General features: G+C 66.0%; 17 protein-coding genes and 1 riboswitch. Of the genes, 8 read left to right on the top strand and 9 right to left on the bottom strand.

Annotation, left to right across the window (positions count from 1 at the left end):
• Positions 1 to 9: 9 nt before the first annotated feature.
• The 6 genes from ACZK5G_RS18530 to ilvC form a co-directional block, all read right to left on the bottom strand.
• Positions 10 to 789 (bottom strand): class I SAM-dependent methyltransferase, encoded by a 780-nt coding sequence (locus ACZK5G_RS18530; protein WP_478464349.1) that lies wholly within the window; start codon positions 787 to 789, stop codon positions 10 to 12.
• A gap of 10 nt (positions 790 to 799) precedes the next feature.
• On the bottom strand, positions 800 to 2,386 hold the full coding sequence (locus ACZK5G_RS18525; RefSeq protein WP_478464348.1) for a 2-isopropylmalate synthase: 1,587 nt from the start codon (positions 2,384 to 2,386) through the stop codon (positions 800 to 802).
• Positions 2,383 to 3,474, bottom strand: a complete 1,092-nt coding sequence (locus tag ACZK5G_RS18520) for a threonine dehydratase (protein ID WP_478464346.1) — start codon at positions 3,472 to 3,474, stop codon at positions 2,383 to 2,385. The genes ACZK5G_RS18525 and ACZK5G_RS18520 overlap by 4 nt, the downstream gene beginning before the upstream one ends.
• Before the next feature lie 96 nt (positions 3,475 to 3,570).
• The gene (locus ACZK5G_RS18515; RefSeq protein ID WP_014038403.1) at positions 3,571 to 3,822 is read right to left on the bottom strand and encodes an ACT domain-containing protein; all 252 of its coding nucleotides are present in this window, start codon (positions 3,820 to 3,822) and stop codon (positions 3,571 to 3,573) included.
• Complete coding sequence (gene ilvG, locus ACZK5G_RS18510) at positions 3,806 to 5,542, bottom strand: acetolactate synthase 2 catalytic subunit (RefSeq protein ID WP_478464345.1); 1,737 nt, start codon at positions 5,540 to 5,542, stop codon at positions 3,806 to 3,808. The genes ACZK5G_RS18515 and ilvG overlap by 17 nt, the downstream gene beginning before the upstream one ends.
• Positions 5,543 to 5,581: 39 nt before the next feature.
• Positions 5,582 to 6,556, bottom strand: a complete 975-nt coding sequence (ilvC, locus tag ACZK5G_RS18505; protein WP_032130453.1) for a ketol-acid reductoisomerase — start codon at positions 6,554 to 6,556, stop codon at positions 5,582 to 5,584.
• Between the two features lie 612 nt (positions 6,557 to 7,168).
• Between ilvC and ggt the strand changes: the two genes are divergently transcribed.
• On the top strand, positions 7,169 to 8,962 hold the full coding sequence (ggt, locus tag ACZK5G_RS18500; RefSeq protein ID WP_239669835.1) for a gamma-glutamyltransferase: 1,794 nt from the start codon (positions 7,169 to 7,171) through the stop codon (positions 8,960 to 8,962).
• A gap of 555 nt (positions 8,963 to 9,517) precedes the next feature.
• Here ggt and ACZK5G_RS18495 read toward each other — a convergent pair.
• On the bottom strand, positions 9,518 to 11,095 hold the full coding sequence (locus ACZK5G_RS18495) for a BCCT family transporter (RefSeq protein ID WP_049400562.1): 1,578 nt from the start codon (positions 11,093 to 11,095) through the stop codon (positions 9,518 to 9,520).
• Positions 11,096 to 11,340: 245 nt separating this feature from the next.
• A riboswitch (TPP riboswitch) is annotated at positions 11,341 to 11,442 on the top strand.
• 82 nt (positions 11,443 to 11,524) lie between these two features.
• On the opposite strand from ACZK5G_RS18495, the gene thiC reads away from it, so the two are divergent.
• From thiC to ACZK5G_RS18470, 5 genes are all read left to right on the top strand, one after another.
• Positions 11,525 to 13,369 (top strand): phosphomethylpyrimidine synthase ThiC, encoded by a 1,845-nt coding sequence (gene thiC, locus ACZK5G_RS18490; protein WP_478464343.1) that lies wholly within the window; start codon positions 11,525 to 11,527, stop codon positions 13,367 to 13,369.
• A 137-nt stretch (positions 13,370 to 13,506) separates the two neighbouring features.
• Complete coding sequence (locus ACZK5G_RS18485) at positions 13,507 to 14,178, top strand: ion channel (RefSeq protein WP_032128402.1); 672 nt, start codon at positions 13,507 to 13,509, stop codon at positions 14,176 to 14,178.
• A 260-nt stretch (positions 14,179 to 14,438) separates the two neighbouring features.
• A complete protein-coding gene (locus tag ACZK5G_RS18480) occupies positions 14,439 to 16,763 on the top strand; it encodes a winged helix-turn-helix domain-containing protein (RefSeq protein WP_478464341.1) in 2,325 nt (774 codons plus the stop codon).
• Positions 16,764 to 16,878: 115 nt separating this feature from the next.
• Positions 16,879 to 17,778, top strand: coding sequence for a helix-turn-helix transcriptional regulator (locus ACZK5G_RS18475; protein ID WP_032128400.1), 900 nt, complete (start codon positions 16,879 to 16,881; stop codon positions 17,776 to 17,778).
• 49 nt (positions 17,779 to 17,827) lie between these two features.
• Positions 17,828 to 20,692 (top strand): TonB-dependent receptor domain-containing protein, encoded by a 2,865-nt coding sequence (locus tag ACZK5G_RS18470; protein ID WP_204305885.1) that lies wholly within the window; start codon positions 17,828 to 17,830, stop codon positions 20,690 to 20,692.
• Positions 20,693 to 20,871: 179 nt separating this feature from the next.
• On the opposite strand, the gene ACZK5G_RS18465 is transcribed toward ACZK5G_RS18470, so the two are convergent.
• Together ACZK5G_RS18465 and ppa are read right to left on the bottom strand one after the other, a co-directional pair.
• Positions 20,872 to 21,993, bottom strand: coding sequence for an HDOD domain-containing protein (locus tag ACZK5G_RS18465; protein ID WP_032128397.1), 1,122 nt, complete (start codon positions 21,991 to 21,993; stop codon positions 20,872 to 20,874).
• A 152-nt stretch (positions 21,994 to 22,145) separates the two neighbouring features.
• On the bottom strand, positions 22,146 to 22,682 hold the full coding sequence (gene ppa / locus ACZK5G_RS18460) for an inorganic diphosphatase (RefSeq protein ID WP_005410935.1): 537 nt from the start codon (positions 22,680 to 22,682) through the stop codon (positions 22,146 to 22,148).
• A gap of 184 nt (positions 22,683 to 22,866) precedes the next feature.
• Between ppa and ACZK5G_RS18455 the strand changes: the two genes are divergently transcribed.
• Together ACZK5G_RS18455 and ACZK5G_RS18450 are read left to right on the top strand one after the other, a co-directional pair.
• Complete coding sequence (locus tag ACZK5G_RS18455) at positions 22,867 to 23,340, top strand: hypothetical protein (RefSeq protein ID WP_197616267.1); 474 nt, start codon at positions 22,867 to 22,869, stop codon at positions 23,338 to 23,340.
• A 72-nt stretch (positions 23,341 to 23,412) separates the two neighbouring features.
• Positions 23,413 to 23,913: an RNA polymerase sigma factor gene (locus tag ACZK5G_RS18450; protein WP_014038389.1), complete on the top strand. Its 501-nt coding sequence runs from the start codon at positions 23,413 to 23,415 to the stop codon at positions 23,911 to 23,913.
• Positions 23,914 to 23,986 lie beyond the last annotated feature (73 nt).

The following is a 23,986-nucleotide window of genomic DNA, read 5'->3' as shown; positions in this document are numbered from 1 at the left end:
AAGGTCATGTCAGCGGCGGCGAGCGAGCACCCGCAACCGCACGTAGTCGGCCAGCGGCTGGCCGGCGGCATTGCGCGGCAGCTCGGCCAGCAATGCGGTGGCGGCCTCGCGCACGGTGGCGCGTGCCTCGGCTGGCAGGTCGTCCAGCAGCGGTGCGGCGAATACCCGCAGCCAGCCGGCCACGCCGGTCGGCAGTGCGGTCGGTCGCGGCGTGCACTCGATCAGCTGCACCTGGAAGCCATGCTGGCGCAGGCGGTCGGCGTAGGCATCGGCAGTGGGGAAGTACCACTGGAATGCGCTGGCGCCGTGGCCATGGGCCGCGCGTGCAGCCTGCACCGCCGCGATGATCGTGGCCACGTTGCCATGGCCGCCGAACTCGGCAACGAAGCGGCCGCCCGGGCGCAGTGCGCGGCGTACACCTTCCATCACCCGGTCGGGGTTGCTCATCCAATGCAGCGCTGCGTTGCTGAATACCGCATCGAACTCACTGTCGAACGACAGCGCGTGGCCATCCATCACCTGCGCATCGACGCCGCGCGCACGCGCGGCGATCACCAGCTCCGGCGAGGCATCCACGCCGTGGATGTGCGCGCCGCTGAGCGCCAGCTCAGTGCTGAGCACGCCATCGCCACAGCCCAGGTCGAGGATGCGTTCACCGGCGCGCGGGTCGAGCAGGCGCGATACCGCACCGCCGAGCAGCGGCACGAAGCCGGCGTCGATCGCATAATCCTGGGCGTTCCACTGCTGGCCAGCGGCGCTGGTTGGGGTGGGGGTGTCGAAGGCGCTCATGGCGGGGTCCTCAGGCGGTGGCGGGGGTGGCAACGTCGCTGTTGCTGTGGGCGGCAGCCTGGCGCTGGCGCAGCAGGCGGTTGGCCACATCCAGCCAGGCCAGCGCGGAGGCTTCGATGATGTCCTTGCTGGTGCCGGTGCCGTCGTACTCCACGCCCTCGTGGCGCACGCTCAGATTGGCTTCGCCGCGCGCATCGGCGCCGATGCCGACGCTGTGCACGTGGTAGCTGTCCAGCATCAGCTGCACGCCGGTAGCGGCCGACAGCGCGCCGAACAGCGCATCGACCGGGCCATCGCCCTGCGCGGTCTCGGCCACGCGGTTGCCGTCCGGGTCGGACAGTTCCACCAGCGCATTGGCGCGGCTGCCGACGTCGCTGATGGTCATCGACGCCAGGCGATAGCCCTGCGCGTTGGAGCCGCCCTGCATCAGCGTCTGCAGGTCGGCATCGGTGACTACGCGCTGCTGTTCGCACAGGCCCTTGAACTGCTCGAACACCAGCTTCAGTTCGTCTTCGTCCAGCCAGAAGCCCAGCGCACGCAGGCGCGCTTCGACGGCGGCGCGGCCACTGTGGCGGCCCAGCACCATCTGCGAATCCTCCCAGCCCACGTCTTCCGGACGCATGATTTCGTAGGTGCCGCGGTGGCGCAGCATGCCGTGCTGGTGGATGCCCGATTCGTGGGCGAAGGCATTGGCACCGACGATGGCCTTGTTGCGCTGTACCGGCATGCCGACCAGGCGCTGCAGCAGCTGCGAGGTGCCGACGATGCGCGGGGTGTTGATCGAGCTGTCCTGTTCGTAGAAGGCCTGGCGCACCTTCAGCACCATCGCGATCTCTTCCAGCGAACAGTTGCCGGCGCGCTCGCCGATGCCGTTGATGGTGCACTCGACCTGGCGTGCACCGCCTTCGATGGCGGCCAGCGAGTTGGCTACGGCCAGACCCAGGTCGTTGTGGCAGTGCGCGCTGAAGATCACATTGGCGGCATTCGGCACGTCGGCGACGCCGGCGATGACCTGCTGGAACATCGCGCGGATCTCTTCCGGCGTGGTGAAGCCGACGGTGTCGGGCAGGTTGATGGTGGTGGCGCCGGCAGCGATGGCCACGCGCGCGACTTCGATCAGGTAGTCCAGCTCGGTGCGGGTGGCATCCTCGGCCGAGAATTCGACATCGTCGATGTAGGAGCGGGCCAGCGAGACGTGCTTGCGTACCGACTCCAGTACCTGCTCGCGGGTCATCCGCAGCTTGTGCTCGCGGTGCAGCGGGCTGGTCGACAGGAACACGTGCAGGCGCGGGTTGGCAGCGGCCTCCAGCGCACGTGCCGAGGTTTCGATGTCGGCCTGCAGGCAGCGCGACAGCACCGCCAGGGTCAGGCTCGGGCGGCGCAGTTCGCGGCCGATCAGTGCCATCGCCTCACGGTCGGACTGCGAGCTGGCAGGGAAGCCGGTCTCGATGATGTCCACGCCCAGTTCGTCCAGCGCACGCGCCATCACCAGCTTCTGCGGCGGGCTCATGCTGCAGCCGGGGGACTGCTCGCCGTCACGCAGGGTGGTGTCGAAGATGCGGATGCGCGGGGTGGTAATTCGTTCGATGGTGGTCACAGGGAAATCTCCTCGACAGCGGGTGCGACGGCTTGCAGGGGGGAAGGGGAAGAGGTGGGGGAAGCGATGGCGCTGGCCTTGGCGGGCGAGCGCGGTGTTTCGCTGCGCCGTCGCCGTGGTTTGCGTGGCGGGCGCGGGCGGATGTCGGTGAGCAGGCCGGCGAGGACGCCGGCATCGATGTTGCCGCCGGAGACCACCGCGCACTTGCGGCGGCCGGCGACGCGGCGGCCGGCGGCCAGCGCCAGCGCACCGGCGCCCTCGGCGATGATGTGTTCTTCCAGTGCCAGGCGGACCAGGGTTTCGCGCAGTTCGGCTTCGCGCACGATCACCACGTCGTCCAGCAGCGAGGTGCACAGGCGGCGGGTCAGGAAGCCGGGAATCTTCACCCGCACGCCGTCGGCCAGCGAAGCAACGGGGGCGATCTCGCGCACGTCACCGTGGATCGCGCGGGCCATCGAATCGACACCCTCCACCTGCGCGCCAACGACGCGGACGCCCTGCGATTTCAGTGCCAACGCAACGCCGGAGGCCAGCCCGCCGCCGCCGATCGGCACGATCACCACGTCCGGCGCGTGTGCGGCCAGCTCGATGCCGACCGTGCCCTGGCCGGCGATCACATCGGCATCGTCGAACGCGGACAGGAAGCGGTAGCCGTGGCGTTGTGCCAGTTCGACCGCGAAGGCGTAGGCCTCGTCATAGCTGTTGCCGTGCTGGCGCACGGTCGCGCCCCAGTGGGCGACGCCGGCGATCTTGGTGGCCGGTGCGCCGTGCGGCATCACGGTGATGGCCGGCACGTCCAGGCGGTAAGCCGCCCACGCCACGCCCTGGGCATGGTTGCCGGCCGAGGCGCAGATCACCGGCCGGGTATCGCCGCGCTCGCGGCCGGCCAGCAGCGCGTTCAACGCGCCGCGCACCTTGTAGGAGCCGGTGCGCTGCAGGTTCTCCAGCTTCAGCCAGGTGCCGAAGCGCTCGGCATGGTGCAGCGGGGTGGGCGGCAGGAAGCGGCGCAGTCGGGCCTGCGCCGCCAGTACGTCGGCGACGCTTACGTCGCCGACATCGCTTTCCTGGCTGGCATCAGCGGCCGGCATGGGCCACCAGCGGGGTGCAGGCGACCGCCGCATGCGGGCACGGGCGGCGAAGAAGACGCCTCCGTACCGGCACCGTGGTCGCTACGGTACGGGTGTTCATACGGATGCTCCTTCCACGGCGGTGACCTGCACGGACACGCAGTCGTAGATCTTCTCGATCTGCCGGCACAGCGTTTCCGCCGGGCGCTGGCCATCCACCACCAGCTGCAGGTGCCAGCGGCCATCGTCGGCGGCCACTGGCGCACCGCTGATCGCGCGCGGCGCGAAGCCACGGCGTTCGGCCATGCCGATCACGCGCAGCAGCGCGCCTTCGGCCGGGTGCAGCACCAGGTCAAGCCGGTATTGCATTGGGGGTCTCCTGGCGGGCGTGGGCGGGATTGCTTTCCAGCATCGTGCTGTTGGCGGTGTTCGGCGGCACCAGCGGCCACACGTTGGCGCGCGCATCGATGGCCACGTGCAGCAGTGCCGGTCCCGGTTCGGCCAGCAGCGCGGCCAGCCCGCCTTCGACGTCATCACGTGCGTCGATGCGGGTCGCGGCGATGCCGAACACCTGCGCCAGCGCCACGAAGTCCGGGTTGTCGGACAGGTCGATCTCGCTGTAACGCTCGGCGAAGAACAGCTCCTGCCACTGCCGCACCATGCCCAGCGAACTGTTGTCCAGCAGCACGATCTTCACCGGCAGGCGGCAACGCGCGATGGTCGCCAGCTCCTGCACGTTCATCATGAAGCTGCCGTCGCCGGAGACCAGCACCACGGTGCGATCGGGGCAGGCGAACTGCGCACCCATCGCGGCCGGCAGGCCGAAGCCCATGGTGCCCAGCGCGCCACTGGTCAGGTGGTTGCGCGGGTGGTTGAAGCGGCAGTGCTGCGCCACCCACATCTGGTGCTGGCCGACATCGCAGGCGATCACCGCATCGGCCGGTGCCAGTTCGCTCAGGCGCTTCAGCATGGCCGGTGCGTAGATGTGCTGGCCCGGCGCGTCGTAGCGTGCGGCGAAACGATCGCGATGCTGCGCGCAACGCTTGCGCCATGCGTCCTGGTGGGCCTTGGGGGAGGGGAAGGCCGCACGCAGGGCGCGGATGGCATGGCCGACATTGCCGGGCACGGCGACATCGGCGCTGCGCAGCTTGGAGATCTCGTAGGCGTCGGCATCGATGTGGACGACACGGGCGAACGGTGCGAACTCGGCCAGCTTGCCGGTGGCACGGTCGTCGAAGCGTGCACCCAGCACCAGCAGCAGGTCGCTTTCCTGCACCGCCATGTTGGCCGCGCGGGTGCCGTGCATGCCCAGCATGCCCAGCGACTGCGGATGGTTGGCCGGCAGCGCGCCCAGCCCACGCAGGGTCATCACCGTGGGGATGGCACTGGCCTCGACGAAGTCGCGCAGGTCCTGCACCGCGTCGCCCAGCGCGATGCCACCACCGGCGTAGACCACCGGCTTTTCGGCGGCTGCCAGTGCGGCGATGGCCTCGGCGATGGCCGCTTCGGCCGGCGCAGGCGGCGGCTCGATGCTGCTCGGCACGTGCGCTGGCAGATGACTGGCATCGGCCAGCTGCACGTCCTTGGGCAGGTCGATCAGCACCGGGCCGGGCCGGCCTTCGCGGGCGATGCGGAATGCATCGGCGACCACGCGCGGCAGGTCATCGACGCTGCGCACCAGCCAGCTGTGCTTGACGATCGGCATCGTCAGGCCGAACACATCCAGTTCCTGGAAGGCGTCGGTGCCCAGCAGCGGCGTGCCGACCTGACCGGTGATGCAGACCATCGGTACCGAATCCAGCATCGCATCGGCAATGCCGGTGACCAGGTTGGAGGCGCCCGGGCCAGAGGTGGCCACGCAGACACCCACCTGGTTGCTGGCGCGGGCGAAACCGTTGGCGGCCAGCGCCGCGCCCTGCTCATGGCGTACCAGGATGTGCTTCAGCGACGAATCCACCAGCGCGTCGTAGAACGGCATGATGGTGCCACCGGGATAGCCGAACAGCGTGCGGACGCCTTCGGCCTCCAGCGCCTGGGTCAGCCAGCGCGCGCCGTTGGGCGGCGCGCTGCGATGTGTCGAAGAGTTCATGGGGGAACCTTGCAAAGCGGGTGGGGGAGGGCCGCGCGGTTACGCGGCCTGTCCTTGCAACCAGACCATCTTGGCGCGCAGTTCCTTGCCTACCTTCTCGATCGGGTGCTCCAGGTCGGCCTGCTTGAACCTGTTGTAGTTCGGCAGGCCCGCTTCGTACTCGGCCACCCAGTTCTTGGTGAAGGTGCCGTCCTGGATGTCCTTCAGCACTTCCTTCATGCGCGCCTTGGTGCCGGCGTCGATCACCCGCGGGCCGCTGACGTAGTCGCCGTACTGCGCGGTCTCGGAGATGAACTCCAGCATGCGCGAGATGCCGCCTTCGTAGAACAGGTCCACGATCAGCTTCAGTTCGTGCAGCACTTCGTAATAGGCGATCTCCGGCTGGTAACCGGCTTCGACCAGGGTTTCGAAACCGGCCTGCACCAGTGCCGAGGCACCGCCGCACAGCACCGCCTGCTCGCCGAACAGATCGGTCTCGGTCTCTTCCTTGAAGGTGGTCTGGATCAGGTTGGCGCGAGCGCCGCCGAGGCCGGCCGCATAGGCCTGCGCGTGCTGCGCAGCCTTGCCGCTGACATCCTGGTAGACCGCCCAGATGCACGGTACGCCGCGCCCGATCTCATACTCACGACGCACCAGCGCACCCGGGCCCTTCGGCGCAACCAGCACCACGTCCAGGTCGGCGCGCGGCTCGATCATGCCGTAGTGCACGTTCAGGCCATGCGCGAACAGCAGGCAGGCGCCCTGCTTCATGTTCGGCGCCAGCACGTCGTTGTAGAGCTTCTTCTGCACCATGTCCGGGGTCAGCACGGCGACCAGGTCGGCGTCTTTCACCGCTTCAGCGGGCGCGATCACGGTGAAGCCATCGGCCTGCGCCTTGGCTTCGGTCGGGCCACCCGGACGCAGGCCTACCACCACATCGAAGCCGGATTCACGCAGGTTCAGCGCGTGGGCGCGGCCCTGGCTGCCGTAGCCGATGACGGCGATCTTGGTCTGGGGCAGGTCGTTGGTGCTCATGGGGGAGGTTCCTTGCGGTGGGAAGAAAAAAGAACGGCCGGTCGTCGAGGTGACGTGCCGGCCGGTCAGGGGAAAGCGGTGGAGGAGGCGCCGCGCGTTGCACAGGCACAGCCACCACGAGGCGTCGCGGTGGTGCAGGTCCGGGTTGTGCGATCGGCGTTGTGCATGGTGGTTGCGTCTGAAACCAGGTTCTGAAATGAAAAAACCCGCACCGGGGCGGGTGCGGGTTTTTGAAGAGTTCCGGTGTGTTTGTTGCTTACACGCTGGCTCGTCCCGCACCTGTTGGTTGGGTAATAAGTACGAGCACAAGAATCGAACGCAGCGAGGCGGCGCCGGTGTCGGCGGCTTCGATGTGGGTTCGCGGTGGCGTGTTGTGATGCAACATGTGATCGAGAGGAACACAACCGTTTCGGCGATGTCAACCCTCGTGACGGATTTTTTTTCGGTTTCCGCTGCATCCAGCGCAATCGCTTGCGGCACAAGGATGGTTGCCGCTGAAAGTGTTTCGGTGAACCCGAATTCACTCCTTTCAGGCCGGCTTTTGCGCGGAATCCGGCGGATTTTCGCCTTGGTGGGGGCGGACCTTCCGCACCCACCCCAGGATCAACGTCCATGACCTCTGCCCGATACCGCATGCAGGCCGCAGCGGCGAAGATCGAGGGACCACCCTTCCATCGGAACCCGACCGTGTCCCGACGCCTTGCCCGTTCCCTGCTGGCCGCTGCTCTGCTGGCCGCTGTGCCCGCACTGTCTTCTGCCGCCGACCGCATCACCGGCCACACCTTTGCCACCCGTTCGGAGGTGATCGCCCCGCATGCGATGGCCGCCACCTCGCAGCCGCTGGCCACCCAGATCGCGCTGGACGTGATGAAGGGCGGTGGCTCGGCGGTGGACGCGGCGATTGCCGCCAACGCCGCGCTCGGCCTGATGGAGCCCACCGGCAACGGCATCGGCGGCGACCTGTTCGCCATCGTGTGGGACCCGAAGACGCAGAAGCTCTACGGCTACAACGGCTCGGGCCGCTCGCCGAAGTCGCTCACCCTGGCCGAGTTCCAGCGCCGTGGCCTGAAGGACATCCCGGCCACCGGTCCACTGCCGGTGTCGGTACCGGGCGCTGTCGACGGCTGGTTCGCACTGCACGACCGCTTCGGCCGCAAGCCGATGGCGGACAACCTGGCACCGGCCATCCGTTACGCCCGCGAGGGTCACCCGGTGGCTGAGGTGATCGCCTACTACTGGGACCGCTCGGTGCCCAAGCTGTCGCAGTATCCGGGGTTCAAGGAACAGTTCACGATCAACGGCCACGCCCCGCGCAAGGGTGAGATGTGGAAGAACCCGAATCTGGCCAGCACGCTGCAGAAAATCGCCGACGGCGGTCGTGATGCCTTCTACAAGGGCGATATCGCCCGCACCATCGGCGACTACTTCAAGGCCAACGGCGGCTTCCTGAGCTACCAGGACATGGCCGACCACCACGGTGAGTGGGTCGAACCGGTCAGCAGCAACTACCGTGGCTACGACGTGTGGGAGCTGCCGCCGAACAGCCAGGGCATCGCCGCGCTGCAGATCCTCAACGTGCTGGAAGGCTACGACTTCTCGAAGATTCCCTTCGGTTCACCGGAGCATGTGCACCTGTTCGTTGAAGCGAAGAAGCTGGCCTTCGCCGATCGCGCGCGCTTCTATGCCGACATGGCGTTCCAGCCGGCGCCGGTGCAGAAGCTGATTTCCAAGGACTACGCCGCACAGCGCCGCGCGCTGATTTCCATGGACAAGGCGCTGAAGGAAGTGCAGCCGGGCACGCCGAAGCAGCTGGAAGAAGGCGACACCATCTACATGACCGTGGCCGACGCCGACGGCATGATGGTGTCGCTGATCCAGTCCAACTACCGCGGCATGGGCAGCGGTATGGCGCCGCCGGGGCTGGGCTTCATCCTGCAGGACCGTGGCGAGATGTTCGTGCTGCAGAAGAACCATCCCAACGGCTACGCACCGGGCAAGCGCCCGTTCCAGACGATCATCCCGGCGTTCATCACCAAGGGCGGCAAGCCGTATGCCAGCTTCGGCGTGATGGGCGGCGCGATGCAGCCGCAGGGCCACGCGCAGATCGTGATGAATCTGGTGGACTTCGGCATGAACCTGCAGGAGGCCGGTGATGCACCGCGCATCCAGCACGAAGGCTCGACTGAACCGACCGGGCAGGCCACGGCGATGACCGACGGTGGTGAAGTGAATCTGGAAACCGGCTTCCCGTATGAAACGGTGCGTGCGTTGATGCGCAAGGGGCATCGCATCGTGTTCGCCGACGGTCCGTATGGTGGGTATCAGGCGATCATGCGTGATCCGGAATCCGGCGTTTACTACGGTGCGTCTGAGAGTCGAAAGGATGGGCAGGCGGCGGGGTATTGAGGTTTCCCGGCCACCGGGCGGAGCCCCCTCTGCGGTGGATTCCGTAAAGCTGGGTTTGGCCGGGCGGGTGGATTGTCTGGGGGCCGCTGCAAGTACGTCCATGTAAGCTCGGTCGCCGCATCCATGCGGCTCACGCCCCCAGCCAATCCACCCGCCCGGCCACGGACAGTTTCCTGTGGCTGCCACCGCAGGAAGAGAAAGAAGAAGATCAAAAGCAAAGGCAACAGCAACAGCAACAGCCGCGCGCTGTGGGTTGGGGTCGGATCCGTTTTCCGGAGGAAAACGGATCCGACCCCTTCCTGTTTTCCGATACACCTCATCCACGCATGCCGTGGAAAACCCACCGTCACACGGAAACTGTCGGGGGTGGGGCGGCGTGGGCTGGCAGGACCGTTGGCGCCATGGATGGCGCCATCGAGCCCCCATGGACGGGTTTACGGCGTGTCCTGCCAGCCCACGCCGCCCCGCCAAACCAGCAGCAACCCAGAGCCGCTTTTGAAGTTGCTATTGCCGCTGCTTGAGAAAAGCGGTGCAGCCGCAGGCTGCAAAACACCCTCAATCCTGATCGTGCGCGCGCGCCGCCTCCGCCTGGGTCTCCTCCTGCGCCGCCATCTCGCGCGCGATCCACGCATCGATCATGTGCCGCTGGCGCTGCGCCTGCCGCCGCTCGCGCGTGTACTCCTGGTCCAGCACCCGGTACAGCGACACCATCACCAGCACCATCAGCAGCGCGAATGGCAACGCCGCAATCGTGATCATGCCCTGCAGTGCATCCAGGCCACCGGCCAGCAGCAACGCCGCTGCAATCAGCGCCACCGCGATGCCCCAGGCCAGCTTGCGCTTCAACGGCGGATCGCCTGCCTCGTCAGTGGACATGCTGGCCAGTACCAGCACCGCCGAATCGGCTGATGTCACGAAGAAGATCATCAGCAGCACCAGTGCGATGCAGGAAAGCAGCAAGGGCAGCGGCATGCTGTCAAACAGGGTGAACAGCACCGTTTCATAGCCATTGCCCAGCGCCTGCACCAGGTCGGCGTGGCCGAAGATCTGCGCCCACAGCGCAGTACCACCAAACACCGCGAACCAGAAGAAGCCCAGCACCGTGGGTGCCAGCACGACGCCGATGACGAACTCGCGGACGCTGCGCCCACGCGAGATGCGCGCGATGAACGAGCCGACGAACGGGGCCCAGGAAATCCACCACGCCCAGTAGAAGATGGTCCAGTCCGCTACCCATGTGCTGCCCGAGAACGGCGACATGCGCAGGCTCATCGTCACCAGCTGGTTGAGGTACGACCCCAGTGTGGTGGTGAACGTATCGAAGATGAATCCGGTCGGACCCAGCACCAGTACGGTGGCCGCAAGAAGCGCGGCCAGCGCAAGGTTGAAGTTGGACAGCCACTTCACCCCGCGCTCGACTCCGCTGGCGGTGGACGCCATGTACAGCACGAACGCGATGGCGATGATGGTCAGCTGCAGTGGCACACCCGCGTGCAGGCCGAACACGCGTTCCATGCCGGCAGCGATCTGGATGGTGCCGAAGCCCAGCGTGGTGGCCACGCCAATGGCAGTGGCAACAACCGCGGCGATGTTGACCACGCGTCCGATCCAGCCGCGATGGTGCCGGCCGATGATCGGTTGCAGCATGTCACTGACCAGTCCACGGCCATTGCGGTTGAACTGGAACCAGGCCATGGCCAGGCCGATCAGCGCGTAGATCGCCCACGGGTGCAGGCCCCAGTGGAAGAATGCATAGCGCATCGAAGCCCGCGCCGCGTCCATGCTCTGCGGTGCGAGGCCTTCCGGAGGCTTGGTGAAGTGGGAAATCGGCTCGGCGGCGCCCCAGAACACCAGGCCGATGCCCATGCCGGCTGCGAACAGCATCGACATCCAGCTGGCGCGCGAGAACTCCGGCTCGGCATCTTCACCGCCGATGCGCAGGTTGCCGAAGCGACCGAATGCCAGATACATCAGGAACGTCAGTGCCAGGAACACGACCAGAAGATAGAGCCAGCCGACACTGCGGATGACATCGGCCAGTACCGACTGCACCACGGTATTGAAGGGGCCGGGTGCAACACCGGCAAGCAGCACCAGAAGCAGAACCAGTGCGATGGAAACGCGAAACACCATGAAGGAGCTTCTCCGATCAAGGGATTGAGGGGAGCGAGCAGAGCTTGCTGCGAGGGGCCGGCGACATGCAGCACAGACCGGGCAGGGGCCGCGGAGGCGGCGGGGAAACACCGGCCGCAGCGGCACGATGCGTGTGCACGTTACTGAATGCGATGTCACGGTTCTGTTAATACAGAAACAGCGGATCCACGCCGTGCGTGGATGGAACAGCCAGGAGCTGCAGTGCGTTCTATGCTCTAATGCACACCAAGAAGCGGGGGTACCGCGGCCATGTGGCCACGGTTGAGACAGTCCCTTGGAACCTGATCCGGCTCATACCGGCGTAGGGAAGCTTTGCAGTGCAGCCATGCCCGGACTCCGCCCAAGGACCGTCCGGGCGCGGCAGCAGTGCGCCGCCGCTTCGTCCCTGACCTTCCTGGACGATGCCCGATGAACGCACAGCTCTCCGCCCTGCAGCAACAGGCCCAGCAACTCTCCGAATCCGTGACCCGGCCCATTCCCGGCTCGCGCAAGATCCACGTGCCCGGTTCACGCCCGGATCTGCAGGTGCCGATGCGCGAGATCGCGCTGACCCGCACGCCGACCTTGTTCGGCGGCGAAGAGAATGCACCGGTGACCGTTTACGACACGTCGGGCCCGTACACCGATCCGGAGGTGCGCATCGATCTGTCCGCTGGTTTGCCGGCACTGCGTCGCGGCTGGGTGGAAGAACGCGGTGATACCGAGCGGCTGGAAGGACTGAGCTCTTCGTTCGGTCGCGATCGCGAGCATGACCCGAAGCTCGATGCGGTGCGCTTCCCCGCGCGCAGCCTGCCTCGCCGTGCGCGTGCAGGTGCCAACGTCACCCAGATGCACTACGCGCGCCGCGGCATCATCACGCCGGAAATGGAATTCGTCGCCATCCGCGAGAACCAGCGGCTGGACGCGATCCGCGATGCCGGCCTGCTGCAGCAGCACCCGGGCGAGGCGTTCGGCGCTTCGATCCAGAAGATCATCACCCCGGAGTTCGTGCGCGACGAAATCGCCCGCGGCCGTGCGGTGCTGCCCAACAACATCAACCATCCGGAAAGCGAGCCGATGATCATCGGCCGCAATTTCCTGACCAAGATCAATGCCAACATCGGCAACAGCGCTGTTTCCTCGGGCATTGCCGAGGAGGTGGAGAAGCTGGTGTGGGCGATCCGCTGGGGCGGTGACACGGTGATGGACCTGTCCACCGGCAAGCACATCCACGAGACCCGCGAGTGGATCATCCGCAACTCGCCGGTGGCGATCGGTACCGTGCCGATCTACCAGGCGCTGGAGAAGGTCGACGGCCGCGCCGAGGCGCTCACCTGGGAAATTTTCCGTGACACGCTGATCGAACAGGCCGAGCAGGGCGTGGATTACTTCACCATCCACGCTGGCGTGCTGCTGCGCTATGTTCCGCTCACCGCCAAGCGGGTCACCGGCATCGTCAGCCGCGGTGGCTCGATCATGGCCAAGTGGTGCCTGGCACACCACAAGGAGAACTTCCTCTACACGCATTTCGAAGACATCTGCGAAATCATGAAGGCCTACGACGTGACCTTCTCGCTGGGCGATGGCCTGCGCCCGGGCTGCATCGCCGATGCCAACGATGCCGCGCAGTTCGGTGAGCTGGAGACGCTGGGTGAGTTGACGAAGATCGCCTGGAAGCATGACGTGCAGACCATGATCGAAGGCCCCGGCCACGTGCCGATGCAGCTGATCAAGGAGAACATGGACAAGCAGCTGCGCGAGTGTGGCGAAGCGCCGTTCTATACGCTGGGCCCGCTGACCACCGACATCGCACCGGGCTACGACCACATCACCAGCGCGATCGGTGCGGCAATGATCGGCTGGTTTGGTACGGCCATGCTCTGCTACGTGACGCCGAAGGAGCACCTCGGCCTGCCCAACCGCCAGGACGTACGCGACGGCATCATGGCCTACCGCATCGCCGCGCATGCGGCCGACCTGGCCAAGGGACACCCCGGCGCACAGGTGCGCGACAACGCGCTGAGCAAGGCACGCTTCGAGTTCCGCTGGGAAGACCAGTTCCATCTCGGGCTGGACCCGGAGAAGGCCAAGGAATTCCATGATGAGACGCTGCCGAAGGATGCGCACAAGCTGGCGCACTTCTGCTCGATGTGCGGCCCGCACTTCTGCTCGATGAAGATCACCCAGGACGTGCGCGACTACGCCGAGGCCGGCATGAAGGGGAAGTCGGAAGAGTTTCGCGCGGCCGGCGCCGAGGTCTATCACCAGGGCTGACGTGTAACGGGTAGTGCCGGCCGCTGGCCGGCATTCCGTCGTGCGTGGGACCGGGAGAGTGCCGGCCAGTGGCCGGCCCTACCGCTCATCACGTCGCTCCCGGCTATCCTCCGCCCATCACCCTGGGGAAGGACGCCATGCCCGTTGCCATCACCACCCGCTGGCTGGCCATTGCCCGCCGCCATCCTTCGGCCTGGCTGCTGGGTGCCCAGTTGATCGCGGTGCTGCTGTATCCCGCACTTGATGACACCGCCGGCGGCCGTGCGGCACTGGGCATGTTCGGCATGGCGGTACTCGGCCTGGCGCTGTGGGTGGTCCAGCGCAGTCCGCTGGGCACCTGGCTGGCACTGCTGCTGGCCATTCCTTCGGTGGTGTTCTCGCTGGCCGGCGCACTGCTGGATCGCAGTGCGCTGCTGACTACCGCGCAACTGCTGGAAAGCCTGCTGTACTTCTATACGGCCGGTGCGCTCATCGCCTACATGCTCCAGGACCATAAAGTCACCCGCGATGAACTGTTCGCAGCAGGTGCGACATTCACGTTGCTGGCGTGGGCCTTCGCGTTTGCTTTCGCCGTGTGCCAGCAATGGTATCCGGGCAGTTTCCAGGGCACCGGTGGTGGCGCGCAGCGCACCTGGATGGAGCTTCTTTATCTGAGCTTCAGTTTGCTCTCGGGTGTTGGCTTGAGCGACGTTGTGCCACTGCATCCGCAGGCGCGCGCCTTGGTCATGCTGGAGCAGTTTTCAGGCGTGATGTACGTAGCTTTGGTGGTTTCGCGACTGGTTGGATTGACCATGCTGCGGCGCATGTGAAAATGAACGCCAGATAAAAATTTCGCGCCCCGCAGGGCGCGAATGGTGCTGCAGATTATGTGAATGCGTCGGCGAGAGAGAGCCTGGATGTCGACCACGCGATAGGCGAGGTAACCCGCATAGGCTAGTATTCGCCCGCTTCATTGTTTTTGCGGTATGCGCCGATGCTTTGTGCGGAGTCTGGCTTTTTGCTGTTCCCAGGACGGGAGGGTATCGAAGGCAAATGCTGCCCCGGACCTGTCTCTACTGTGTAGCGGAAAATGAACAGCAGTGAAAACCAGCCCCCCGGATTCGATCGGATCCGGATAGGAGAGTGCACTGTCACTCTGTCCTCGCGCGAAGTCGAGGTCGTCGGTGCGCGTCGCCCGCGTCGGCTGACGCCGAAGGCGCTGGGCGTGCTGCGTGTGCTGCTGCGCCAGCCGGGGCGTGTTGTCACCCGCGATGAACTGTTCGCGGAAGTCTGGCCGGACACGCTGCCGACCAATGATGTGCTTACCCAGGCCGTCACCCAGCTGCGCAAGGCGTTCAGCAACGACGACGACAACGGCCAGGCCTATATCGAGACCATCGCCAAGACCGGCTATCGCCTGCTGGTGCCGGTGCAGGTACTGGACGATGTCGAGCCGGCGCCGCCCGCGGGAGCCGATGACGAAATCGTGGACATGCAACCGGCGATGGCCATCGCCGAGGTGATGCCGCCACACGTGCAGGCATCGCGCCGCCGCTGGCGCCACGTCCGCCGGCGCGTACTGCTGGTGCTGGGCGTGCTGATGCTGGCCACGGTGGTGGTGCTGACCGCGCTGCTGCTGCGGTGGGCACCGGCCAGCAGTTCAGCTGTGGATGCGGCCGTGGAGAACGGCACGCGCGTGATCGGCAGCCCGCAGCGTCCCTATCGGTTGATCACCGCGACCAGCGGCTTTGAAACCTATCCCACGCTTTCACCCGATGGTTCATTGGTGGCCTATGAGGGCGCCAACGAAGACGGGCAGGGCGGTGGCGCGATCAAGGTGCAGACCTCCGGCAACGCGCCTGCGCGGCAGCTGCTGGCTCCGCCGGCCGGCTCGGTCGATCGCTTCCCGAGCTGGTCGCCGGATGGACGCGAGATCGCCTTCGCGCGGTTCAGCAACAACGGCGGTTGCCAGGTGCTGATCGCCAGCGCGACCGGTGGTGCCCTGCGCCAGGCCACACGGTGCGATGGCACCGAGCTGCTCAGTTTCGACTGGACGCCGGACGGCCGTGGTCTGGTGTTCGGCAGCATGGTGGGGCGCTATGCCCATCGCGGCATCCGCAAGCTTGATCTGGCCAGTGGCCAATGGGAGGCGCTGGACTACGGTGTCGCCGAGGATGACTTCGACTATGCGCCGCGCTACTCGCCTGATGGCAAGTGGCTGGTATTCGTGCGCAATCCGCAGCTGGGCGACCTGTGGCGCATGCCGGCCGCAGGTGGCACGCCCGAGCAGCTGACCAACGAGGCCGCTGAACTGCGTGGCTGGGCCTGGTTGCGTGATGGCCGGACGATCGTGTTTGGACGCCGTGTCGACAGTGAGGTGCGCCTGTACTACCTGGACGTCGAGAGCCGCACGCTGCGCGACGCCGGGCTCGACGACGCACAATGGCCGGCGACGGCGCGCCGCGCGGGCATGCTGGCCTTCGTTCACCGCCGCGCGCAGTTCGGCATCTTCAAGGTGCCGATGGAGGGCGGTTCACCCCCGCAGCGCCTGTTTGCGTCCAGCGGCCGGGATGGGCAGCCGATGGCGGCGCCGGATGGACGCCAACTGGTGTTCACGTCCGATCGTTCAGGCAGCTTCGCGCTGTGGTGGGCGGACATGGAGCGCCCCGATTCGCTGCGGCCTATCGAAGGATTGCGGCCTGAGGCACGTCAGGCACCGGACTGGTCGGCCGACAGCCGGCGGTTGCTGGTGGTGGGGCGCGACGAACACGGACGCACGGTGGTCTATGAGATCGCCCCACGTGACGAACGCGTCCAGCCGTTGCCGGTACCGTCGGAGCAGCCTCTGCAGGCACTGTACGGCGCAAACCCGGACCAGCTGCTGGTAGTCGAGCGCGATGACCAGCAACAGACCCGGCTGAGCCTGTTTGATCGAAGCGTGCAGCCTTGGCGCCGCCTTGCCAGCATCGAGGGCGTGTCTCAGGCGCGGTTCGATCGCAGCAGCGGGCGTGTGCTGTTCACCCGCCTGGCGGCAGGCGGCCTGTGGTCGGTGGATGCGCCGCTGGCGCCAGGCAGCGTGCAGCAGATCAGCGATGACCAGCCCAGCCGGTGGCGGTACCGGGCCTGGACCGTGGCCGGCAACAGTGCGATCGGCTATCTCGGTACGTCCACCCGCTGCGGTACGACACTGGTGCTGATCCAGGCCGGGCGCGAGGAACCGGAACGCTGCCTGGATGCGGAACGCCTCAGTGCCGGCAACGGGCTGAGTGCCGGCGCCGATGGGCGCACGCTGTTCGTGGCAATGGCGGTCAGCGACGGTGCCGACATCGGTGTGATGCGTTTGCCCGAGCGCTCGCCGACGCTGCTTCCGGCGTTCTCCAAGTTGTTGTTGTTCAACGGAAATGGGCCTTCGTAATTTCTTCGTGGCGACCTCGCCGCGAATTCGTGGCGATCTCGTCTGACTTTCCTGACGTGGTGCCGCCTGATTTGGCAAAACGGAGGCCTGTACTAGGCAAATCCGTGGTGCCCCCATGCGTCAACTCTCGCTGGCCGATCGCGGCCAAACCGTCTCTCTGGACCGGTCGCTCGACGATGCTGCGCCGACCTGCCTGGGCGTGGCCCGGCTCGGCAGCCTGCAGACCGCAGGCAGCAGCTTCACTGTGTGGATGCAGGTGCGCGGCAGCTCCTGGGTGGAAGCCAAGGAAGGACGCTTCCGCTTGCGCCAGGGCGAGTGGATCGCCTTCGAGAAGGAGTCGCGGCCGCTGGTGCAGGCCGGTCGCAACGGCTTGTGCGTTGGCCTGAACCTGACGGTCGAAGCGCTGCGCGTGCTGGCCGAGATGGCCGACTGCGGTCTGTATGCCGGGCGTGGCCGCATGAACCGTGGCGATGCCCGCGTTGCGCTGCGCCTGTGGCGCGATGCGCTTGCCAGTGGCCAGCCGGCACAGGCACTGCGCCCGCTGCTGCTGCACCTGGCGGGCCTGCAGCGTGGGCTGGCCGACAACGTGCAGCGTTGCCCGGGGCGCTCGCGCAGCCGCAAGCGCCAGGTGTTCGGCCGCATGCAGCGCGCCCGCCTGTACCTGGAAGGCAACAGCCACCGCGTGGTGCGCATCGGTGAACTGGCCGAGCTGACCAACTTCTCCAGCTGGTATCTCTCCAAGACCTTCCAGAGCCTGTACGAGGAAAGCCCGCAGTCGCTTTCGGCGCGGCTGCGCCTTGAGCGCGCTGCCGACCTGCTGCGTGACACCGACATGATGGTCGGCGAAGTTGCTGCAGCCAGTGGCTTCGACAACTGCTGCAGCTTCGCGCGTGCGTTCCGCGCCCGCTACGGCCAGTCCGCATCGCGCTTCAGGGAGAACGGCGGCTTGCTGCCGCCACAATCTGCAAAGTCTCCGGTTGGTTCGCGCAAATACAGCGCTGCAACGCAATCGTAACGTGCTGGGGTGTTTTAACACGCTACTAACACGTACCTTGGAGAGATAGATGAACGTTCGTATTCCTGCAGTGCGGCTCGGCTTGTTGCCGGCCGGCATTGCGCTTGCCTTGGCACCGTCCTTCGCTTCGGCGCAGGACGCAGCTGCCGGCGGCACGACCGACCTGGACCGCATTTCGGTTACCGGTTCGCGCATCCGCCAGGCGAGCATGGAAACCGCGCAGCCGGTGATCGCGCTGCAGCGCGCAGACATTGAAAAGCAGGGCTTCACCAGCGTTGCCGACATCGTGCAGAACCTGTCGGCAACCGGTTCGCCGGCGATCAGCCGCGCCGATGCCCTGAGCTCGGGCGAAGAAGTCGGCGGCCAGTATGTTGACCTGCGCAACCTCGGCCCGCAGCGCACCCTGGTACTGCTGGACGGCAAGCGCATGGGCGTCAGCTCCGGCGGCTACACCGATCTGGCGTCGATCCCGACCTCGATCGTCGAGCGCGTGGAAGTGCTGACCGACGGCGCATCGGCTATCTACGGCTCCGATGCCATTGCCGGCGTGGTCAACATCATCACCCGCAAGAACTTCGATGGCCTGGAAGCGAGCGTCTACCGCGGCCAGTACGGCCAGGGCGACGGCGACAAGGAAACCTACAACTTCGTCTACGGCATGACCAACGACCGTGGTTCGTTGACCTTGGGTGCCGAGTACAGCGACGAGAAGCCGGTGCTGGCCAAAGACCGCCGCTTCAGCGCCTATGCCAATGGCCCACGTCATCCGTTCCCTACCGAAGATGACGCCAACGGCTGGTCGGCGATCACCGAGAAGGGCGTATTGGTCAACGGCGGCAACAACTACGTCGTGAACCCTGGCGCCGATCCGACCGATTTTGCCAACTACCATGAGCTGACCAACGCCGACCTGTCCAACCCGACGCAGCAGATGTATCTGTCGACCGGGATCAAGCGTCGCTCTGTGTTCGCCAACGGCCAGTACGATTTCACCGACAACATCCGCGGTACCGCCAACGTTCTGTACACCGAACGCGAGGCGCTGCAGCAGATCGCCGGTTACCCGTACCGCTCCAGCGCGTATGGCACCAAGCTGTCCAAGGACAGTGCGTTCAACCCTCTGGACCAGGATGTCGACTTCATGCGTCGCACCTGGGAAATGCCGCGCCAGACCAAGTCCGAGCTGAATACCTTCCGCTTCTCGGCCGGCCTGGAAGGCTCGTTCGAGTTCGGCGATAAGTACTTCGACTGGGATGTCGGTTACGTCTACAACCGTAACAAGGGCACCAAGACCGGCACCGGCAACCTGTTCATCCCGAACGTGAAGAATGCCGTCGGCCCGTCGTTCGTCGAGAACGGCGTCGCGTACTGTGGTGCCCCGGGGGCGGTCATCGCCGGTTGCACCCCGTGGAACCCGCTGCTTGGTTATGGCATCGACGGCGCTGGCTCGCTGTCCAACCCGGATCTGCAGAAGTACCTCTTCCTGCCGACCCACGACACGTCGCTGACCACCTCCAAGGTCTACAGCGCCAACCTGTCCGGCGCGCTGTTCACCCTGCCGGCCGGTGACCTGTCGTTTGCAGCAGGCTACGAGCACCGCGAAGAGCAGGCCGAATACAACCCGGATGCGCTGCTTCAGTCGGGCCTGAGCACCGACCTGGCCGGTGCGTCCACCGCCGGTGGCTACAAGCTCAACGAGTTCTTCCTCGAGCTGAATGTACCGATTCTGGCCGACCTGCCGTTCGCCAAGGAACTGTCGGTCGACATGGCCGGTCGCTACTCGGATTACAACACCTTCGGCAACACCTTCAACAGCAAGTTCGGCCTGAAGTGGAAGCCGATCGATGATCTGCTGGTGCGCGGTACCTACGCCACGGGCTTCCGTGCGCCGACGGTGGCTGACCTGTACGGCGGCACCTCGCAGACCTTCGACAAGTACACCGATCCGTGTGACACCCTGTTCGGTGCGGCAGTACGTAACCCGCAGGTTGCCGCGCGCTGCGCCGGTGCCGTCCCGGCCAACTTCCGCCAGGAAGCATCCGGCGGTATCGATGCCACTGGCCCGGGGTCTCAGTCCAACTATGCCTACCTGTCCGGCTCCAATGCCGAACTGCTGCCGGAAACTTCCAAGACCTGGACCGTCGGCCTGGTGTACAGCCCGAACTTCGTACAGGGCCTGGACATCAGCCTGGACTGGTGGAAGATCCGCATCGACAACGTGATCGCGGCCGAATCGGTTACCTCGATCCTCAACCAGTGCTACATTCTGGGCAACGCCAACGCGTGTGATCGTGTCACTCGAGATCCGGAGAACGGCTCCCAGGTGACCGACGTCACCCGTACGCTGATCAACGGTGGTTACCAGGAAACCGCTGGTTACGATCTGGGCATCAAGTACCGCCTGCCGGAGTTCTCCTTCGGCAACATCGTCATCGACTGGAAGACCACCTACGTCGATTACCTGGAGTACAAGCGGGACAACGAAGAGCAGACTGCCGTCGAGCAGCACACCGGCTGGGGCACTGGCGACTGGGGTGGCAACTTCCGCGTGCGTTCGAACCTGAACATCGATTGGAGCCTGGGCAACTTCGGTGTCAACTGGGGCATGCGCTATTACTCCGGCCTGAAGGAAGAGTGCTCCTACGACCGCACCGGCGGTGCCGAGTGCAACAACCCGGACTTCTCCTCGGCCTACACCCTGGCCATTCCGGTTCGCAACACCGGTTCGAACACCTTCCACGACCTGCAGGTGCGTTACAACACTCCCTGGAACGCCACCATCTCGGCAGGTGCCAACAACGTGTTCAACCACGAGGGCCCGGTCATGTACAGCCAGCCGAACTCGAGCTTCTCGTACTACGGTGGCTTCGACATCGGTCGCTTCTACTACATGAAGTACACCCAGCGCTTCTGATCCATCAAAGCGTGACAGCAGAAAGAGGAGGGCGGGCCGCAAGGTCCGCCCTTCTTGTTTGCGCGCTGCACCGACTGAGGAGATCCACGCCATGCGTGGATGAGTCTTCAGGCACAACGGAAAAAGGCAGGCCATCCGGCCTGCCTTTCATACCCAGAGAACTCGCCCGGGACGGCGCCTCAGGCCTCGCTGGGTACCAGTCCCATCAACGCATTGGCATGCTCGCGCCACTGCGGCAGCCTGTTGAGTACACCTGCGCGCTGCAGGTAGTCCTCATCCACCGGATCGCCGTTGACCAGCGCCAGCGCCACATGCACCGCACCGGTCACCCAGAAGCTGCGCGTATTGGCGCGCTGCGGCTGCAGGTGGAAGGCAACCGCTTCGATGATCGGCATCGGCAGGCCCCACAGGCCCAGCAGGTAGGCGCCGGCCTCGGCATGGCCGGGGCGGGTGTCACCGGCCAGCGACGGTTCGCTGCGCTCGTTGCGTACGCCGGGCAGCAGCAGGCCGATGTCGGCCAGCAGAGCGGCGGTCGCGCCCAGTTCGGCACTGGATTCGGGCAGCAGGCGCGCGGCCAGGCGCGAGGCGAGCAGGGCGCGCTGCTGCAGCGAATTGCGTTCGGCGGTGGACAGCGTGGGTGCGGAAAACACCTCGCTGGCCAGCACCAGGTCGCGCAGCGTCGACAGGCCCAGGCGGGTCACGGCCGTGCGCAGGTCAGCGATGGTGCGTCCCTGGCTGAAGAACGCCGAGTTCGACAGCTGCAGCACCTTCGCGGCAATGGCCGGGTCGGCCGCCACCAGCTTGGCGACGTCGGCGCTGTCGGCGTCGTCGTCATGCTCCAGCGCCTGGGTCAGGCTCAGGTACAGGTGCGGCGGCGAGGGCAGCTTCTCGATACGGCCGATGGCATCGCGCAGGCGTGGGCTGTCCAGTACTTCGCGCAGCTCTTCCAGGCTGGTCAGCGCTTCCAGCAGCACTTCCGGTGCCAGTGGCAACGGCAGGAAACGATGAGCGACACCGATCAGGCGTGCCGGCGGCGGCCGGTTGCCGTGCTGGGCATCGATCAGCGCGATGCGGATGGTTTCCGGGCGCAAGGTCCGGATCTGGCCCAGCAGCGTGGTGGCATTGAGATCCGGCAGCTGCGGGCAGACGATCACCGCATCCACGCCCTGCGTGGCCACCGCAGTCATCGCGGTCTGGCCATCGGTGGCGGTCAGCGGCTGCCAGTCTTCCCCAAGATCGGCAATGAATTCGGTCAGCTCGGCCGGCAGGCTGGCTGCATCCCCAACAAGCAGAATACGCACGACACATTCCCCTGGCTGTCTCGACGATGGATGTCGACGACGTGTGAAGTGACGCAATTTACCTAATACGGCGGCACGTGTGATGTGCCGTCGTCATGAAACGTGACCCGCATCGCTCCGGCGGGGTGCCGCCGGAGCGATCCGGTTCAGGCTCAGGCCTTGCTGTCGAGATGGCGCTGGTGCGCCTCGATCAGGATCTGCTTGGCCTCAGCGGCGCCGCCCCAGCCGTCGAGCTTGACCCACTTGCCCTTCTCCAGGTCCTTGTAGTGCTCGAAGAAGTGGCCGATGCGCTCCAGCCAGTGGCTGGACACCTGTGCGATGTCTTCGACGTGGGCATAGCCACTGAAGATCTTCGACACCGGCACGGCCAGGATCTTCTCGTCGCTGCCCGCCTCATCGCTCATCTTCAGCACGCCGACCGGACGGCAGCGCACGACCGAGCCCGGCACCAGCGGCAGCGGCAGCACCACCAGCACGTCGGCCGGATCGCCGTCGCCGCACAGGGTGCTCGGCACGTAGCCGTAGTTGCAGGGGTAGCGCATCGGGGTGGACAGGATACGGTCGACGAAGATCGCGCCGGTTTCCTTGTCCACTTCGTACTTCACCGGCTCCGAGTCCTTCGGGATCTCGATGATGACGTTGATTTCTTCCGGCGGGTTCTTGCCGGGCGAGACGAGTTCCAGACCCATGGTCGTGCTCCAGGTGGGGGATATAGACGGATAGCCCCCCATTTTATGCCTTTGCCGGGCGCTGTGCAGAGGGAGGGGCCGACGGCGCTGCGGGGCGGGGGCCTACCGGGCAGGCCGGGATTGGCTGATGGGGGCGGCCGGCATGGGAGCGCAGGCTGGTCCAACCTTCCCAAGGAGTCTGCCCATGAACGTGTCTGCCCTGCCGTTTGGCCTGACCTGCATGCTGCTGGTTGCGCCTTTGGCCCAGGCGTCCCCTTATGTCGACCTGATCGACTACCCGCACCAGGAGGCCAACTGGGACCGCTTTTTTGCCCTGGAAGGCCGTTTGCAGCATGGCTTCGACGCGATCTGTGGCGACACCTTCTGCGAGGGCGAATACAGCGATATCCGCGCCCTGCGCCTGCGCTGTTCGGTGGATGCGGTGCGGGGAACCGTGCATGAATGCCTGTGGGCATTCGCCGCCAGCGATCTGGAGGTGTCCCGCAACGATGGCGCGATCGTGGCCCGGCAGCCGACCTGGTTGTGCCGCCTGCCGCTGGTGGCGGGTACCCCGGTGGAAGCCTTCCATGCCGCGCTCGCCGCCCGCAATCCACTGCATGACCCGCTGCCGGGGACCTCGCAGAGCGTCTATGACGGGCTGACCGGGTGCATCCATTGATGCGAACGTGACTGATTCTCATTAACGGAGTAGCATGCGCGGCGCCTTCCGTCTGTCGTCCCGGTTCCGCGCATGTCCTCCAATGCCGCCTCCCTCACCGAACTGCTGATCCGCGAGCGGCCTGCGTTGCTGCGCCGGGTGCAACGCATCCTGGGGGGCGACAACGGCGCCGAGGACGTGATCCAGGCGGTGTGGTTCAAGGCACGTGGCGTCGATGACAGCCAGGCCATCGACAACCCGCGCGCCTATCTGTACCGGCTGGCCGCCAACCTGGCCACCGACCATGGCCGCGAATCGACCCGGCGCAACCGTCTGCTGGCCGACCACTACCTGTGGGGGCCGGACGAGGTGATCTCGACCGAGGAGCAGGCGATGGCACAGGACGAGCTGCAGCGGGTGCTTGACGCGGCGGGACACCTGCCGGAGCCGACCCGCACCATCTTCCGGCTCAACCGCCTGCAGGGCCTGACCCAGGCCGAGATCGCCCGCCGTCTGGGGGTGTCGGTGACTACCGTCGAGAACCATGTGCGCACCGCGCTGCAACGCCTGGCCTGGGCGCGCAGCGGCCGATGATCGCCCCGCCTTGGGGTTGGCCCTCGCTGAAACGTCTTGATCACTGGACCGTGGATGCGGTCTAGTTCCTCCG

It is taken from the genome of Stenotrophomonas sp. 62841_Sma, assembly GCF_056482945.1.
This window is presented reverse-complemented; position numbering and strand designations above follow the sequence as displayed.